The following is a 16,157-nucleotide window of genomic DNA, read 5'->3' on the forward strand; positions in this document are numbered from 1 at the left end:
TCTTGGTTTCAACGCAAGTACAGAAGACTCGTTGTCCGATGGGAACGTTTGAAGGTGTGTTTTGATGCTTTCCTCCTCCTAGCCTGTTCCTATATTTGGTTTCCAAAGTTAGTGGGATAGGTTCATAGAGGGTCGCATTACTCATCTATACGTGCATTCTCTTGGCGGCGAATCAATGCTAGTTTTTCTTCCCAATCTTCAAAACTAGGATCGTCAGCAAAAATTCCTGCATACTGCATCAGAAATCTTGGAGAGTGAGTTTTATTCGTAGGGTCAAGCTCAATTGTAGTAGTTTGGGGAAGCTCAATATTGCAACCTGCAATGCTTCTGTACAGTCGCGGACTTTGTTAATAGTGGCAACGGGACCAACCGTTAAATATGAATTTGCATTTGTACAAAGTATACTACTTGCGGTTAAGATTCATGATAATTTTTCCTGATTTATTCTATTTATTTTAGATATCTGTAAGAGTAAAAATTCACAGTTATTAAAAACATCGCTCTTTAAAAATATAATTAACAAACTATTTAACCCTTGCTGGACAAGCAACAAACAAATTTTTTACATTAATAAATATAGTTAAATTAAACACATAAGTTATTTTTAAAAACTTGCTATATTAGCTAATTAGTTACGATACCCGACTGAACCTAAAACTTTATTTCAAGCATCTACCTACGTACGCACGCTTAAAAACTTCACACTACTATAAAGCGAACTACTCTAATGGCGAATCTAAATAGACGGGATGCACTGAAGCTAGGAGCGCTAGCTAGCGGCTCATTACTGCTGCCTATATCCTGTCAAAGTCGCAGTTATGCAAAAGATGCTGGCAGTCCTCAAGTTAGACCTTTCACCCAGCAACTACGCATTCCACCAGTGCTTAGTCCTGTTCGTAGCGATGATACTACCGATTACTACGAAGTTACGATGAGGAGAGCTACGGTCGAGATTCTACCAGGGCTAAAAACAGAGATTTGGGGATATAACGGTATAGCTCCTGGTCCGACAATTAAACAACGCAGAGATCGGCAATCAGTAGTTAGATTCATCAATAATAGCGTAGGCACGCCAACTTCAGTACACTTGCACGGGATGGCATCGCTGCCTCAGTATGACGGCTATGCTGAAGACTTTACTAACCCAGGTCAGTACAAAGACTATATCTATCCCAATAACCGTCCTGCTACCTTGTGGTATCACGACCATGCACTGCATAACACTGCCCGCAACGTATATATGGGTTTAGCAGGTTTGTATTTGGTTTATGATGACCTTGAACTTGGCTTACCTTTACCAAAAAACGAGTACGACGTGCCGCTAGTTATTCAAGATAAGCAGTTTAGCTCTAGGGGTAGTTTAATCTTTGATGACCAAGGCGAAAAGAGTCAAATGGGCGATGTAATTCTCGTCAATGGCGTACCTTGGCCCAATATGAAAGTAGCCAACCGCAAGTATCGCTTCCGCATCTTAAACGGCTCGGCTTCGCGTTCTTATAATCTTTCTCTTAGTACGAGTGAACCTTTTACTATCATTGGTACAGATGCAGGGTTAGTCGGTGCGCCAGTTCAAGTGAGCAATTTTCGCATTGGTATGGCTGAACGCTACGAGGTGATTATTGACTTTTCTAAGTATAAAGTCGGCACTAAGATCGTTGTTCATAACGATCATCCAGATAACAACATAGAGTACGACGGCACAGATCGAATTATGCAGTTTGAGGTTGTGCGGACAGAAAGCGACCCTAGCTCTATTCCTCCAAACCTGCGCGACTATCAACCTATTGCCGAATCATTAGCAGTAAGGACTCGTGAATTTAGGTACGAGCGCTCTAATGGTTTGTGGGTAATTAATGGCAAAACATGGGACATACAGCGATTTGATGCTAATCCGCAACTTGGCGATGTAGAAATCTGGAGAATCTTCAACAATTCAGGCGGCTGGTTCCACCCCATCCATATACATTTAATAGATATGCAACTTCTCGATCGCGATGGCAAGCCGCCATTTGCTTATGAAAGAGGTTGGAAGGATGTATTTTATGTTGGTGAAAATGAGTCTTTGCGGGTGATTGGCAGGTTTGGACCGAATACTGGTGCATATATGAGCCACTGCCATAATACAGTTCATGAAGACCACGACATGATGAACCAATTTATGGTAGGCACAGGCGGTCCCGATCCAATTACTACCGCTCCAGCGCAACCACTACCAGCACCACCGCTATAAATTACTACTACATAACTACATCAAAAGAACCGCTACAGACTCAATAAGTAGCGGTGCTTTATTCATAACTATCATTGAGAAAATTGCGAGTATAAGCGCAGCCGACAAAACTAGGGTATTTTTTCCAAGGTAATGGTAGATTAAGTTCTAGATTGCTCTAATACAGATCGCAAACGCAAGTTAATGCACCGCCGAAAACAGCTTTAGTTGTCACCTCAAAAGTTGAATATCATCTGCAAATAGCACTCAAACAAGTGAAGTTAAATTTTTGACTGCGATGTGATATTTGAATAACGCAGCGTAAAGGTGGAACTATAGTGTTAAGCGCGAACAAGTTTTTTGGTGGGTTGCTGGTAGTAAGTATTAGTTTAATTGCGATGGTCGCAGAGCGTTTGCGAAGCATGGTCGTAGAGCATACCGCCGAAGGCATCGCGCTGCCAATTGCTCAATCTACTCAAGCGCAGACACAATCGCAGCAGCAAATACAACAACTGCTAGAGCAAGCATCGCAACAAAGAGAGCAAGGTGAATCTCAAGCGGAGATTGCTACATACCAACAAGTTCTCACACTAGCAAGGCAATTCAAAGATCGAGAGGCTGAAGCTATTGCCCTGCAAAGCCTTGGTTTTGTTTATCAAAATATTGGACAGCCGCGCCAATCGTTAGAATTTTATAATCAAGCTCTTCCTTTTTTGCGAGCAATTAACAATCGCGAGCAAGAGGCTGTCACCTTGAGCAATATTGGTTTAGTTTACAATACCTTGGGGCAACCTCAAAAAGCCCTAGAGTATTTGATCGCAGCCTTATCGATCGCTAAAACAGCAGGCGATCGCCCAAGAGTTGCTACTACCCTAAATAATATCGGTTTAGTTTACGACAACATCGGACAACCCCAAAAAGCCTTAGAATATTACGACTCGGCTTTACCAATTGCCAAAGAAGTAAGCGATCGCGAGCAGGAGTATACTACTTTAAATAATATTGGCTCTGTCTACGATACCCTTGGGCAAACTCAAAAAGCCTTAGAATATTACGATGCTGCTTTGCCCATCGCTAGAGAACTAGGCGATCGCTCAGGCGTTGCCAGCATTTTGAATAATATCGGTTTGGCTTACGATGCTCTAAAGCAACCCCAGCAAGCCCTAAAACATTACAACGCCGCCTTACCAATTGCCCAAGAAGTAGGCAACAGGTCTAAAGAAGCCATCATTCTAAATAATATTGGTTTAGCTAACGACAACATCGGAGAGCCTCGACAAGCGTTAGCATCTTACGAAGCTGCTTTACCAATTGCTAGAGAAGCAGGAAATAGCCTTCAAGAAGCTACTACTTTAAGTAACATTGGTGCAGCCTATGATGCCCTCAATCAACCTCAAAAAGCCTTGGAATATTACAACGCCGCTTTACCAATTCGGAGAAAAGTAGGCGATCGCATAGGAGAAGTAGCTACCCTAAGTAATATCGGCGCAGCCTACCGAGATAATAACCAACCGACAAAAGCGATCGAAAACTCTCAACAATCTTTGGAAATCGCCTTACAAATTCGTGCAGGGCTAAAGCGAGAGAATCGCCAAGCATTTTTGCAGAGCATCCGAGGAACGGGAGTTGGTTTAGTTGACTTACTTATAAATCAAAAACAACCAGAACGTGCATACCAATGGGTAAACCTAATTACTACAGCCGATCTTGTTGATTACTCTCGTTTGATCGATGCTAAAGTTGCCAATCCCCAAGCACAACAAGCAATTGCAAAATGGAATCAATCTAACCGCCGCTTAGAAAGCTTGCGCCAGCAATTGCAAGAACAATTTTCTCCCGATCTATCAGCGCAAATCAATGCTTTGCAGGCTGAAGTTAATCAACAAGCTGAAATTATCTCCCGCCAGTTCCCAGAAGTTGCTGAACTATTTGAAACTAAACCTACTGATATTGCTAAGTTAAGAGCTAATATTCCTGCAGGAACAGTTGTTATTCAACCTGTATTACTCACCAGAGTCAATAAAGTTCCAGATACGATCGCTCTATTTGTCCTCACCAAAGATAAATTAACAGTTACGCAACAAAAAATCGCTCCTCAAGCTTTTGATGAGTTAGTTACTCGATACCGCCAAGAACTAACCGATGGCAGATTCAAGAAGTACCGCGCTACTAGCACCAAGCTTTATGACATCCTGATTCGCCCTATAAAAGCCCAAATTCAAGTCGCCTCTACCAAACAACTAAGTATTATTGCTACAGGCAAACTGCGCTATATTCCTTTTGAAACGCTACTCGATCGCCAAACGGGCAAGTATTTGATTCAAAAATACCCCATCAATAATCTCACTCGCCTTTCAAGTCGTCCTTTGCCACCAAACAAACAAAAGTCAACAATGCTTGCTCTAGGCAATCCTTTTCCCAATGATAGACGCAGCTTGCCAGGAGCAGAAGATGAAATCAAAAGTATTACTTCAGTTCTACCAGGTAGTGAGGCTCATTTAGGTGTTGAGGCTAAACTCAATACTTTTACTACTGTTGCTCCTCGATTCCCGATTTTGCACCTAGCGACTCACGGCTGTTTTCGTCCTGGTGGCTGTCCTGACTTGAAGTTAGAAGCTAATACTATCTTATTTCGCGATCGCAACTTTCAAATCGCCGATGCTGCAATACTTGGACTCAAAAATACTAATTTAGTGGTATTAAGCGCTTGTCAAACTGCTGTCCAAGCCAACTCTAATGGGGAAGAATTTGCTGGTATTGCCTACCTATTTGAACGTGCTGGTGCGCGTTCTGTAATTGCTAGCCTGTGGTTAGTTAAAGATAAGGAAACCAAGGAATTAATGATTAACTTCTACCAAAATCTGCAAAAGGGTACGACTAAAGGCGAAGCATTGCGTCAAGCAAAGTTGAGTTTAATTGATAAACATCCTTTATATTGGTCGTCATTCATCTTAATTGGAGATGCACGTTAACTACAACTGGCTAACGTTCTTGGATTCAGTAGAAAAAACTTAGCCAAAAGACAGCAACTTGAGAGACAATCTATTTACTTATGCAAAAACCATAAATTTATCTTATGCGGAAGCTAATTAAAGGGCTGCGCGCCTTCAAAGACAATTACTATTCCAACCACCTAGAACTATTTGAAAAGCTAACTCACGCTCAAAAGCCTAGAGTCTTATTCATTACTTGCTCGGATTCAAGAATCGATCCTAACTTAATTACTCAAGCTGCTGTAGGGGAACTTTTCGTTATTCGCAATGCAGGGAATATCATTCCCCCATTTGGCGCGACTAATGGTGGCGAAGGTGCAACTGTCGAATATGCCGTTCATGCTTTAGGTATCGAGCAAATCGTTGTTTGCGGACATTCGCACTGCGGCGCGATGAAAGGGCTGCTGAAATTAAATAAGTTGCAACAGGATATGCCCCTTGTCTACAACTGGCTGCAATATGCAGAATCTACTCGGAGGCTGGTACAAGAAAACTACAACAGCTACTCAGAAGAGGAATTGGTAGAAATTGCTGTAGCTGAGAACGTACTAACGCAAATTGAAAACCTTAAAACTTACCCCGTGGTTCGTTCTAAGCTGTATCAAGGTAAACTACAAATTTATGCCTGGATTTATCACTTAGAAACAGGCGAAGTGTTAGCTTACGATCCTCAAAGTCACGCCTATGTAGCTCCTCAAAGCCAACTAATGAATGGCGATACAACAGAGTCAATTGAAACTAGAATCGCCAATACCAGCGCTCCTATAGTTGCGTGTGAATTTCCCAGCCGTCACAAACAGCGCCAAGTCGCCCACAATACAGCCAATAATGATGGCGATACCTTACCAGATATGTGGCTATCACCACAACAAGCAGAACGGATCTACAGAGGTTCTAACGGTAATAGATAAAAGCGATCGCCCATCTAGCCCGCTAACATTGTAGAAGATAGAGATTGACTAACTTCCTGGAGTTTTTGGGCGACTTTGCCGTTAGTTAATAACTCTTCTGTCATCGCTATCCCCGATCGCATATCTTCGCAAATACCGCTACGCCACAGATAAAACCCGCCGTTCCACAAAGCAGTTTGCATCAATTCTGATGGTTTACCTTGCAAGATTGCTTGCATATCTGCTACTGTCTGAGCAGTAGACTCAAAAGGGACATTTTTGCTGGCAAAGTCGTAATCGCGGGCGCTCAGGTGTAAGTGTTCTACCAAAGTATTATCGGCAAATACGCCCACAATCGCCGTGCGATCGCGCGGTAACTCACAACTTCCTTCTAATCCCTTAACCGTTGTAAAACTACTGATTCCCCGCAGCGATAAAGCGCCTTGAAACATTCCTTCTGTGGGCGGATGAACAAAACCTGCAACTATACGGGCATCCTCAGCATAAGGACACCAAATTAATTCCATCGTCGCCAACGGCGGACGCTTGCCAATTTGATCGCGGTAATCGAATATAGTTTGCGCTTGAGGAAAGTGTTGGGGTAAATAGACAAATCCGATCCCAGTTGTTGCAAATACCCTTTGCGTTTCAGCTAGAGATAGCTTGCTAAAATCTACTCCTAAGCCTTGCCACAAATCGATTAATGGTACTCCGTACTTAGTCGGCATGCGATCGCTACCATGCATAATTACAGGTTGCCCCACAGTAGCTAGCAATAAAACAATTATCGGACTAATTGGTGCAGTCCGCAACCTGCCATCGTAAGGGATGCCTAAAACGATTGGTTGTAAAGCCGAGTCAATTGCTGTTAGCTTTGGTCCTAACTCGTCATAAGCATCTAGCATTCCTGCTAATTCTTCCCCAGTTGGACGCTTAATTCTGTGAGCAATCAAAAACGCACCAATTTGCGCTGGAGTCGCTTCTTGCAATAGCATCATTTTTGCTGCTGCCATTGCCTCAGCGCGAGTCAAATCCTCGCCTGTATGAACTCCGCTACCTACTTTTTTTAGTAAATCTCTAAATGCATTACTCATAAATGTTACTGCGCGAATAGCGGATATCTATCATACAGAAATCTTTTCTACTTTGATTTGAGATTCTGTAGATAAAGATGCTTGCACCAAATCCCAGAAGCGGCGAATCGGTGGAATATTTAGTCTGTCTTGAGTCGTCACCATCACAACCCGACGAGTCAAACTAGGGTGTTCGTTATCCAAAGCACGAACGACAAGAGTTGGATCGTGGCGTGCTTCTACTAATGCAGATTGCGGCAGTAAAGCAACCATTTCTCCTTGACGCACTACACCACGAAAAGCATCAAGAGTGTTTACTTCTAACACTGCTTGCAAAGTTGCTCCCAAGCGCTCAAACCGATCTTGTACCAAACGTTGCATCCCGTAGCCATCTTTAAATACTACTTGGGGATAGCAAGTTAATTCCAGCCAAGGTATCGATTCATACTGAGTCAGTGGGTGATTTGCACCCATTAAAACCTCTATTGGTTCATCGTATAGCACTTGCACGACCATTTCTGGACTTGCTAGCAAAAAGCGATTGTTCATGACGATCGCCAAATCTACCATGCCATCTTTTAGCACCTTCAAAGCGCGATCGCTACCCAAGGAAGTCACCCGCAATTGTACTTCAGGGTAATCTCGACAAAATTGCTGCAAAATCGGCGGTAAATAGTGAGAACAAATCGAATGTATGGCTGCAACACATAACTCCGGCTGCTTACCTGCAATTAAGTCTGATAATTCTGCTGTAGCATTGCGCCATTCTTGGCAAATTTTCCGCACGCGCGGCAAAAAACGTTCGCCCCCCAACGTCAAAGTTGTAGCCGCATTGCGGTGAAATAAAGACAAACCCAAATCTGCCTCTAAAGCTTGGATTTGTCTGCTAATAGTTGATTGAGTAACGCCACATTTACGTGCTGCTTGTTGAAAACTGCCCGTTTCTGCGATCGCCAAAAAAGCTTGCAACTGTTCTAGCCGCATTTTATTGGTAGCCTGAATCACATTATTGGCTAAATTTTAAATTACCCGATTTGCGACTATTTTTTAGTAGAAATTGTTACCGTAGTGACCATTCGCTAAGAGCGATCGCTATTCCTTGTTTTAATTCTGGAGAAATTCTACCGTCATGATGTATTTGCTGTAATTGTTGGTATGCCTTTACAGGTGCTAGTTGCTGCAATGCAGCGATAACGTGCAACCTAACACTTGTATCGGTAGTAGCGAGTAAATTTATTAAGGGATCTATTGCCCGAAGATCGCCTAAAAGCCCTAAAGACAGAGCGATCGCACCTTTAATACTTTCTGGTAAATTGCTTATTTGTGGCGATTGTAGAGCTTCTATAAGTATTTGTGCAGCTACCTGCGTTAAATCTAATTGTTCTATTTGTCCGAGAACCTTGACAATTTCTTGCCACAATGGCAAAGATGACTGTTCGTGTAAGTAAAAATTTAAATGTTGCAAGCAAGCATAAGTTTCTATCCTACCCAGAGCGCGGATGCATTCCAATTGTAGATTTAGCGGCGTATGCGGAGACTGTAAAACCCGATCTAATGCTTTTGCCGCCTCATCAGTCCCCAACCTGCTTAAAGCGCTTGCAGAGGAACAACAAACGCCGATATTGAAGTCATATAACTTCGGTACTAACTTATTTACTAAATCTAGTTCTGCTTTTAAATCGGCGCGAAAACCTAAACCGATAACAGCTTCGCGTCTCACTGGTGCAGCAATATCGTCTAAAGCTTGCAGCAAAACTGGCGGGATATCAGCATTATGAAAACTACTTAAAGCCTCGATCGCTACCGCTCTGATTGTCGCATCTGGATCTTTGACGATGCTAAGTAAAGGAGCAATAATTTCCGAACGACGGATCGATCCAAGCGATCGCACTGCTAACAATCGTGTTTCCTTATTAGCTAACAACTTACTTAGTTCTGCTACAGCCGAATTGCCAATTTGTCCTAAAGCAGTTGCAGCTATTGCTGTTAGTTCTTCATTATCGGCTGTTTTGAGTAGTTCGACCAAAGCCGCGATCGCATTTGGATTGTCAAATTCTCCCAAAATCCGCGCCGCGTACCAACGTAATTCCTCATCTTCCTCTTCATCTTGGGCAATTTCAATTAAAGGGGCGATCGCTTGTTCTACATTCCCAACTGCTAACTTAGGAAATAACTTTGCTACATCCCAACGCTGCTGAAAATCGCCAGCAATTAAAGCATCTATAGCTAAATCTAGTAAGCGATCGCGCTCTATCTGGGCATTTTTCTCTGCTACCAATTGCTGCAAGCATTGAATAACTACTGTCCAATTACCTATATTTCGCGCTGACTGCGCCTGCTGTAATAGCTCAAGTTGTGAATCTATACGCATGAATCAAGGATTGACAAGGGCAAGGCAAACATTACTTTACTTTAATGCTCAGTCTTCCACATTGATGTACATTTTTAACTTTTATAAGGAGACTAACATGGTTCGCATTCCCACCCATAGAGTTCCGACACATCCTGGAGAAATGTTGAAAGAGGAGTTTCTAGAGCCTCTAAACATAACACAGGTCACTCTTGCTCAATCGATTGGTGTCTCCTACCAGCGAATTAATGAGATCGTTAACGGTAAAAGGGGAATCAGTGCTGCAACTGCACTGCGCTTGGCTAAATTTTTTGAAATGTCACCCGACTTTTGGCTAAATCTTCAACTGCGATGGGATTTGTACCACGCACAGAAGAAGGAATCTGCTGAAATCGAAAAAATTGAACCGCTCAAAATCTATCTAGAGCGATCGCCAAATTAGTCGTCAAGACAGCATTAGTATGAAAATGGGGAATTGCAGCGATCGCAGGAGATTTAGCTGCAACTATATAATGCTTTCCACACAGTCGTACTTATTTGGGCAAAAACTTAGAGATAACTTTGAGTGTAATGCGCTCTTGATTGTTCCGAAACGGTAAACTGTTTTAACTAGCGCCTACACTTATAGATTATTTTTATATGTCTGAGTTTTTATTGGAAGTTGGTACTGAAGAACTACCTGCAAGTTTTGTTGCTGATGCTTTGCAGCAATGGCGATCGCTTATTCCCCACAGCCTAAGCGACAATAATCTAACTACTAAATCTATCCAAGTCTACGGAACTCCCCGCCGTTTGGCAGTTTTAATTACAGGTTTACCAACCAAACAACCAGACAGGGAAGAAGAATTTAAAGGTCCCGCAGCCCAAGCAGCGTATAAAGAAGGTAAACCAACAAAAGCCGCTGAGGGATTTGCCAGATCGCGCGGCGTATCAGTAGATGCTTTAGAACTTCGCACTACTGATAAAGGTGAATTTGTCTTTGTGCGCCAAACTATTGTTGGACGATTGACTGCGGAAATATTGGCAGAACTAGCAACTAGGTGGATTTTGAAACTAGAAGGCAAAAGGTTTATGCGGTGGGGAGATGGCGATCTCAAATTTGCCCGTCGCATTGAAAGGTTAGTTGCTTTATTTGATGATGCAGTATTGCCGATTGAACTTATAAATGGTTCCGAGACGATAAAGAGCGATCGCATTACTGTTGGTCATCGCATTTTGCATCCCGCACCTGTAACTTTAGATCGCGCTCAAGATTACGTTACCAGCTTGCGTGCTGCTTTTGTAGATGTGGATACCCAAGAACGCAGAATCAAAATTCAAGAACAAGTCCAAGCTGCGGCGCAAACTCTGGGCGGAAATTTGGCTACTTATCCAGAATTGCTAGATGAAGTAACAAATTTGGTGGAATGGTCTTCAGCCGTTGTGGGTAACTTTGATGAGGAATTTTTAAATTTACCGCCAGAAGTTATTACTACAGTGATGGTGACACATCAGCGCTATTTTCCTATATTTAAAGCCGAAAGCGGAAATTTACCAGGAGTTAGCGATCGCCCATCTGCCGAACGCACTGAATCTATTAATACTTTATTACCTTATTTCATTACAGTTTCTAATGGCGATCCTGTAAAGTCAGATATTATTGCTGCTGGTAATGAAAGAGTAATTCGCGCTCGTTTAGCTGACGGTCAATTTTTCTACAAATCCGATTTAGCACAACCATTAGAAAGCTATCTCCCAAAGTTAGAAAAAGTCACCTTTCAAGAAGATTTAGGGTCAGTTAGAGCAAAAGTTGAACGGATAGAAAAGATTGCAAAGTTAATTAACAATCAGTTGCGATTAGATGCAAAGCAAAGTAAAGAAATTGAGCGAGCAGCCTTATTGTGCAAAGCGGATCTTGTTACTCAGATGGTGTACGAATTTCCGGAATTGCAGGGCATAATGGGGCAGAAATATGCTTTAGCTAGCGGGGAATCAGAAGAGGTAGCAACAGCAATATTTGAGCATTACTTGCCGCGCGGTGCAAATGATGTTATGCCACAAACTTTGACAGGTCAAATTGTCGGCATAGCAGATAGACTTGATACTTTAGTTAGTATATTTGGATTAGGAATGTTACCTACAGGTTCATCCGATCCTTTTGCTTTGCGTCGGGCTGCTAATGCGATTATTAATATTACTTGGATGGCAGATTTACCAATTAATTTGTATGCATTGCTCGAACAAGCAGCTAAGGAGCAAAAAATACCATTTGAGATTTTGTTTCCGCAATTGCAAGATTTCTTTATGCAACGCATCCGCAATCAATTACAAGACGAACGCGAGATTGATTACGATTTGGTAAATGCTGTTTGTGGTGACGATCCAGAATATAGATTGCGGGCTTTGACAGATTTATTGGACGTACGCGATCGCGCTTTGTTTTTGCAGAGTATTCGTAGCGATCGCACTTTAGAGCAGATTTACGAGACTGTGAATCGTTCTACTCGTTTGGCGGCGCAGGGAGATTTGGATACAAGTCAGTTGCAGCCGGAAGGGGTAGTAAATCCTGAGTTGTTTCAGAAGGCTTCGGAACGGGCTTTTTATGATGGTTTATTCCAATTGGTTCCTCAAACTCAAAGGGCGAAGGCGGAGCGCAATTATCGGCTGTTGGTGGAGTCAATGGGGGAAATTGCTCCGGTGGTGAGTAGGTTTTTTGATGGGGAAGATAGTGTGTTGGTGATGGATGCGGATTTGGCAGTGAGGCGGAATCGGTTGGAGTTGTTGGGGTTGTTGCGGAATCATGCTCGTGTTTTGGGTGATTTTGGGGCGATTGTGAAGGGTTAGGAGATAATGAAGCGCAGAGACGCTGAGGGCGCAGAGGAAGAGAGAAAGAGAGGGGATTTATGGGTAAAGCTTCGGTGATTGGGTTGGGTAAGTCGGGGGTGGCGGCGGCTCGATTGTTGCAGGGTGATGGGTGGGAGGTGATGATTAGCGATCGCCAAACTTCGGAAAGTCTTTGTCAGCAAAAGGCGGAGTTAGCAAAGGAGGGAATTGCTGTTAAATTAGGGCATTCTATGAGTTTAGAAGATTTGCCCCAGTTAATTGTTGTTAGCCCTGGTGTTCCTTGGGATTTGCCTGTTTTGGTGGATGCGCGGAGTCGAGGGATTGAGACTATTGGCGAGATGGAATTGGCTTGGCGCTATCTTAAATCTTTTCCTTGGGTGGGAATTACAGGTACTAATGGCAAAACTACTACTACAGCTTTGATTGCAGCTATTTTTCAGGCGGCTGGGCTTAATGCTCCTGCTTGTGGCAATATCGGTTATGCGGCTTGTGAATTGGCACTAGAGGCAAGAAGTAATCATGCTCCTGACTGGGTAATTGCTGAACTTAGTAGCTATCAAATTGAATCATCTGCTAGTATTGCTCCCAAAATCGGCGTATGGACGACTTTTACTCCAGATCACCTCAGCCGTCACAAAACATTGGAGCGCTACTTTGAAATAAAAGCTCATTTGCTGCAACAATCCGAACAACAAATTTTTAATGGCGATGATGAGTATTTAAGCAAGCTAGGAGCTAATTATTGGTCGCCTAACGCTTGTTGGACGAGCGTAAAAGGTAAAGATTACATTATCGGCAACCCAGCCCTTGGAGCTTATATAGAGGGCGGATGGGTAATAGTCCAAGGCGAACCAATTGTTGAAGTCGCAGCGTTACGCATGGTAGGCAACCACAATCAACAAAACCTACTTATGGCAGTAGCAACAGCAAGACTAGCAGGAATTGATAAAGAAGCGATCGCCCAAGCGATCGCCAACTTCCCAGGAGTTCCTCACCGCTTAGAACACATTTGCACTTGGCAAGGCATAGACTTCATTAACGACAGCAAAGCCACCAACTACGATGCAGCCCAAGTAGGCTTATCAGCAATCGAAGGCAAAGCAATTCTGATAGCTGGAGGAGAAGCCAAAGCAGGAGACGATACCTCTTGGCTAGCAACCATCCAAACCAAAGCCGCCGCCGTACTACTAATTGGTAGCGCAGCAGAGCAATTTGCCCAACGTCTAGAGCAAATAGGTTACATCAACTACCAGATACTAGAAACAATGGACAAAGCAGTGACCAAAGCTGCTGAACTTGCACCACAACACAAAGCCAACATAGTTTTACTCTCCCCCGCTTGCGCCAGTTTCGATCAATACCCAAACTTCGAGCAAAGAGGCGAAGATTTTCGGCAACATTGTTTAGCCCTTAAATAGATTTATTTTAGGAACGCAGATAAACGCAGATAAACGCAGATAAACGCAGATAGCAGCTTACATGATGCTGGGGAAGCGCTTAGGACTACTAACTGGGCGATTCTTCTAAAAGCTCCTCAACAGCATCAACAACCACCTGAGCCGCCCCTTTAAAAAAATCCTGCTCAATTTCCCCAAACGTATCGCTGGGCTGATGATAAAAAGGCGATCGCAAATTCGCCGTATCTGTTACCAACACAGCCCCAATTCCTTGATACCAAAAAGGCGCATGATCGCTTCGCAAAACATCTGGCGTAAATATTCCCTTTAAAGGCACAGGCAAAGTCAATACCATTGGCAACTTCTCTCCCCTATGAGCAAAAGCATTCAGCAAAGACAAATGTTCCGCATCGCCAACCACAACCAAAAAATCACCCTTATCGCTAGGCGCAGCAACGGGCAAACTAGGCGGATATTTCTGACAACCAGCACTATAGCAAGCAAATCCAATCATATCCATCACCACAACACCTTGCAGATTTTCCAAATTAGCCTTGTCAGCAGCAAAAGCCAAACTACCGCGCAAGCCAATTTCCTCGGCATCAAAAAAAGCTAATTTCAATGTCTGGCGTGTAGGTAAACGAAAAATTCGGGCAATTTCTAACATCGTTGCCACACCACTAGCATTATCATCTGCGCCAGGAGAACCAGGCACAGTATCGTAATGAGCCGCAACCAATATAGTTCCAGCTTGCGGATCTTTGCCCGATCGCTCGGCAACTATATTCACTCCCTCAGCAAAAGTTTGTAAAGTAGGCGACCAACCAAGATTCTCAAGAGACTGGGTAATATACTTACGGGCGCGATCGCGATCGCTTTGGGTATAGCGCTCAAAACTCAACTGCTGTACGCGCTCAAATAGCTTATTAGCCGCTACTTTTGGAGCGTTCTGGCGTTGTGGTATTGCTTTAGGAGTCTCTACTATCTGCGGCTGTGCGGGCGCGGGAGGACGAGCAAAAAATCTATTACTAATAACTGCACTAACGCCAACTACTATTAGCAATACCAAAAGAATTAATCTACGCATTTTTGAGAAAAATCTGCATAATTTTTGCATTAATAATCGGCAACACTAAGGGCTGGTAAAGCCTAGAATAGCAACAAGGGTAGATAGTCTCAGGAAGTTGAAGCACGATAGGTAGAATGCTGCATTTAGAATTGATCCTCGCTGTGGGATTTTTTGGTAGTTTTGGTCACTGCATGGGAATGTGCGGTCCTTTGGCAGCAGCGTTTTCTCTATCCCAAAAACAAGATGCGATACCTAAAATGCGATCGCAAATTTTGTTTCATCTATTACTGAATGCAGGCAGGCTCCTAAGTTACGCTCTAGTGGGGGCGGGTATTGGGGCTGTCAGTTCAGTGGCGATCGCATCAGGGCAATTAGCAGGTAGCCAAAGCGACTTTAGGCAAGCCATATCTATATTCACGAGTATTTTGTTGATTTGGTTTGGCATTAGTCAAATTGACGCTAAGTTTTTACCGCCTATCCCATTTTTACACCCTCTAATTAGCGGTACTTGGCATACTCGTCTCAGTACGGCAATGACTAAACTTTCCTTGCATAACCATTGGTGGACTCCAGCTTGCTTGGGTATCGTTTGGGGTCTGATGCCTTGTGGTTTTTTATACACTGCTCAAATTAAAGCGGCGGGAACTGGCAGTGTTTGGCAAGGTACAGCAACAATGCTAGCTTTTGGCATAGGAACGCTACCAATGATGTTAGGCTTAGGGGTTTCTACTTCTTTTATTAGCAAAGATCGGCGCAGCCAACTTTATCGTCTAGCAGGTTGGGTAACAATTATTGTCGGCGTACTAACTCTTTTCCGCTCGATGGGCGAGGAGATGCTAGTGTACGCGACAGGACATGGAGCAATACTTTGTTTAATGCTAGCTTTGGTTGCTCGTCCACTACGCGGCTTATGGGCGCAACTACTTAAATATCGTCGCACTTTGGGCGTGGGTAGTTTTGTTTTGGCGATCGCTCACGTCTCTATAACTATGCAGCATAATTATGGCTGGGATTTAGAATCAATCTTATTTCTCATTCCCAAATACCAATATGCAATCGGTGCAGGCGCGATCGCTTTTTTACTTCTACTTCCCGCAGCTTTAACTAGCAGCGATCGCATCCAGCGCTATTTGGGCAAGCGTTGGCGCACAATTCATTTACTAAGCATTCCAGCTTTACTCCTAGCTACAATTCACATCATCCTCATCGGTCCTCATTACTTAGGTACTATAGAGGCAACTTGGCTAAATCAGCTTATGGTGACTGTGTTAGGGCTAGCGACACTAGGAATACTGATATTGCGCTGGCAAAACCCACCCCAAGCAGCGCGGCAAAAGTCTTAATTAACTATGA

General features: G+C 43.3%; 11 protein-coding genes. 7 read left to right on the forward strand and 4 right to left on the reverse strand.

Going from position 1 to position 16,157, the window contains the following annotated elements; genetic code table 11:
- Positions 1-727 precede the first annotated feature (727 nt).
- The 3 genes from UH38_RS02525 to UH38_RS02535 all read left to right on the forward strand — a co-directional run bounded on the left by UH38_RS02525 (position 728) and on the right by UH38_RS02535 (position 6,113).
- Positions 728-2,230 carry a multicopper oxidase family protein gene (locus UH38_RS02525; protein ID WP_045053063.1) on the forward strand — a complete coding sequence of 501 codons (1,503 nt, stop codon included), beginning with the start codon at positions 728-730 and terminating at the stop codon, positions 2,228-2,230.
- A gap of 317 nt (positions 2,231-2,547) precedes the next feature.
- A complete protein-coding gene (locus UH38_RS02530; RefSeq protein ID WP_200892258.1) occupies positions 2,548-5,181 on the forward strand; it encodes a CHAT domain-containing protein in 2,634 nt (877 codons plus the stop codon).
- Between the two features lie 104 nt (positions 5,182-5,285).
- The gene (locus UH38_RS02535) at positions 5,286-6,113 is read left to right on the forward strand and encodes a carbonic anhydrase (RefSeq protein ID WP_045053064.1); all 828 of its coding nucleotides are present in this window, start codon (positions 5,286-5,288) and stop codon (positions 6,111-6,113) included.
- A gap of 14 nt (positions 6,114-6,127) precedes the next feature.
- On the opposite strand, the gene UH38_RS02540 is transcribed toward UH38_RS02535, so the two are convergent.
- The 3 genes from UH38_RS02540 to UH38_RS02550 form a co-directional block, all read right to left on the reverse strand.
- Complete coding sequence (locus UH38_RS02540; protein ID WP_045053065.1) at positions 6,128-7,186, reverse strand: anthranilate phosphoribosyltransferase family protein; 1,059 nt, start codon at positions 7,184-7,186, stop codon at positions 6,128-6,130.
- 30 nt (positions 7,187-7,216) lie between these two features.
- Positions 7,217-8,149: a LysR family transcriptional regulator gene (locus UH38_RS02545; RefSeq protein ID WP_045053312.1), complete on the reverse strand. Its 933-nt coding sequence runs from the start codon at positions 8,147-8,149 to the stop codon at positions 7,217-7,219.
- Between the two features lie 76 nt (positions 8,150-8,225).
- Positions 8,226-9,536 carry a HEAT repeat domain-containing protein gene (locus tag UH38_RS02550; protein ID WP_045053066.1) on the reverse strand — a complete coding sequence of 437 codons (1,311 nt, stop codon included), beginning with the start codon at positions 9,534-9,536 and terminating at the stop codon, positions 8,226-8,228.
- Between the two features lie 97 nt (positions 9,537-9,633).
- Between UH38_RS02550 and UH38_RS02555 the strand changes: the two genes are divergently transcribed.
- The 3 genes from UH38_RS02555 (at position 9,634) to murD (ending at position 13,756) form a co-directional block, all read left to right on the forward strand.
- A complete protein-coding gene (locus UH38_RS02555; protein ID WP_045053313.1) occupies positions 9,634-9,957 on the forward strand; it encodes a HigA family addiction module antitoxin in 324 nt (107 codons plus the stop codon).
- A gap of 197 nt (positions 9,958-10,154) precedes the next feature.
- On the forward strand, positions 10,155-12,338 hold the full coding sequence (gene glyS, locus UH38_RS02560) for a glycine--tRNA ligase subunit beta (RefSeq protein ID WP_045053067.1): 2,184 nt from the start codon (positions 10,155-10,157) through the stop codon (positions 12,336-12,338).
- Between the two features lie 59 nt (positions 12,339-12,397).
- Positions 12,398-13,756: a UDP-N-acetylmuramoyl-L-alanine--D-glutamate ligase gene (gene murD / locus UH38_RS02565; RefSeq protein WP_045053068.1), complete on the forward strand. Its 1,359-nt coding sequence runs from the start codon at positions 12,398-12,400 to the stop codon at positions 13,754-13,756.
- Positions 13,757-13,844: 88 nt separating this feature from the next.
- Here the strand turns inward: murD and UH38_RS02570 are convergent, their stop codons facing one another.
- Positions 13,845-14,822, reverse strand: a complete 978-nt coding sequence (locus tag UH38_RS02570; protein WP_045053069.1) for a M20/M25/M40 family metallo-hydrolase — start codon at positions 14,820-14,822, stop codon at positions 13,845-13,847.
- Between the two features lie 116 nt (positions 14,823-14,938).
- Here UH38_RS02570 and UH38_RS02575 point away from each other — a divergent pair, with 116 nt between their 5' ends.
- A complete protein-coding gene (locus tag UH38_RS02575; protein WP_045053070.1) occupies positions 14,939-16,147 on the forward strand; it encodes an urease accessory protein UreH domain-containing protein in 1,209 nt (402 codons plus the stop codon).
- Positions 16,148-16,157: the final 10 nt, after the last annotated feature.

Source organism: Aliterella atlantica CENA595 (assembly GCF_000952155.1).
Classification (GTDB): domain Bacteria; phylum Cyanobacteriota; class Cyanobacteriia; order Cyanobacteriales; family Chroococcidiopsidaceae; genus Aliterella; species Aliterella atlantica.

Coding starts and splice junctions, on each gene's coding strand:
- UH38_RS02525 (WP_045053063.1), top strand. CDS start 728: ATGGCGAATCTAAATAGACGGGATGCACTGAAGCTAGGAGCGCTAGCT.
- UH38_RS02535 (WP_045053064.1), top strand. CDS start 5,286: ATGCGGAAGCTAATTAAAGGGCTGCGCGCCTTCAAAGACAATTACTAT.
- UH38_RS02540 (WP_045053065.1), bottom strand. CDS start 7,186: ATGAGTAATGCATTTAGAGATTTACTAAAAAAAGTAGGTAGCGGAGTT.
- UH38_RS02545 (WP_045053312.1), bottom strand. CDS start 8,149: ATGCGGCTAGAACAGTTGCAAGCTTTTTTGGCGATCGCAGAAACGGGC.
- UH38_RS02550 (WP_045053066.1), bottom strand. CDS start 9,536: ATGCGTATAGATTCACAACTTGAGCTATTACAGCAGGCGCAGTCAGCG.
- UH38_RS02555 (WP_045053313.1), top strand. CDS start 9,634: ATGGTTCGCATTCCCACCCATAGAGTTCCGACACATCCTGGAGAAATG.
- glyS (WP_045053067.1), top strand. CDS start 10,155: ATGTCTGAGTTTTTATTGGAAGTTGGTACTGAAGAACTACCTGCAAGT.
- murD (WP_045053068.1), top strand. CDS start 12,398: ATGGGTAAAGCTTCGGTGATTGGGTTGGGTAAGTCGGGGGTGGCGGCG.
- UH38_RS02570 (WP_045053069.1), bottom strand. CDS start 14,822: ATGCGTAGATTAATTCTTTTGGTATTGCTAATAGTAGTTGGCGTTAGT.
- UH38_RS02575 (WP_045053070.1), top strand. CDS start 14,939: ATGCTGCATTTAGAATTGATCCTCGCTGTGGGATTTTTTGGTAGTTTT.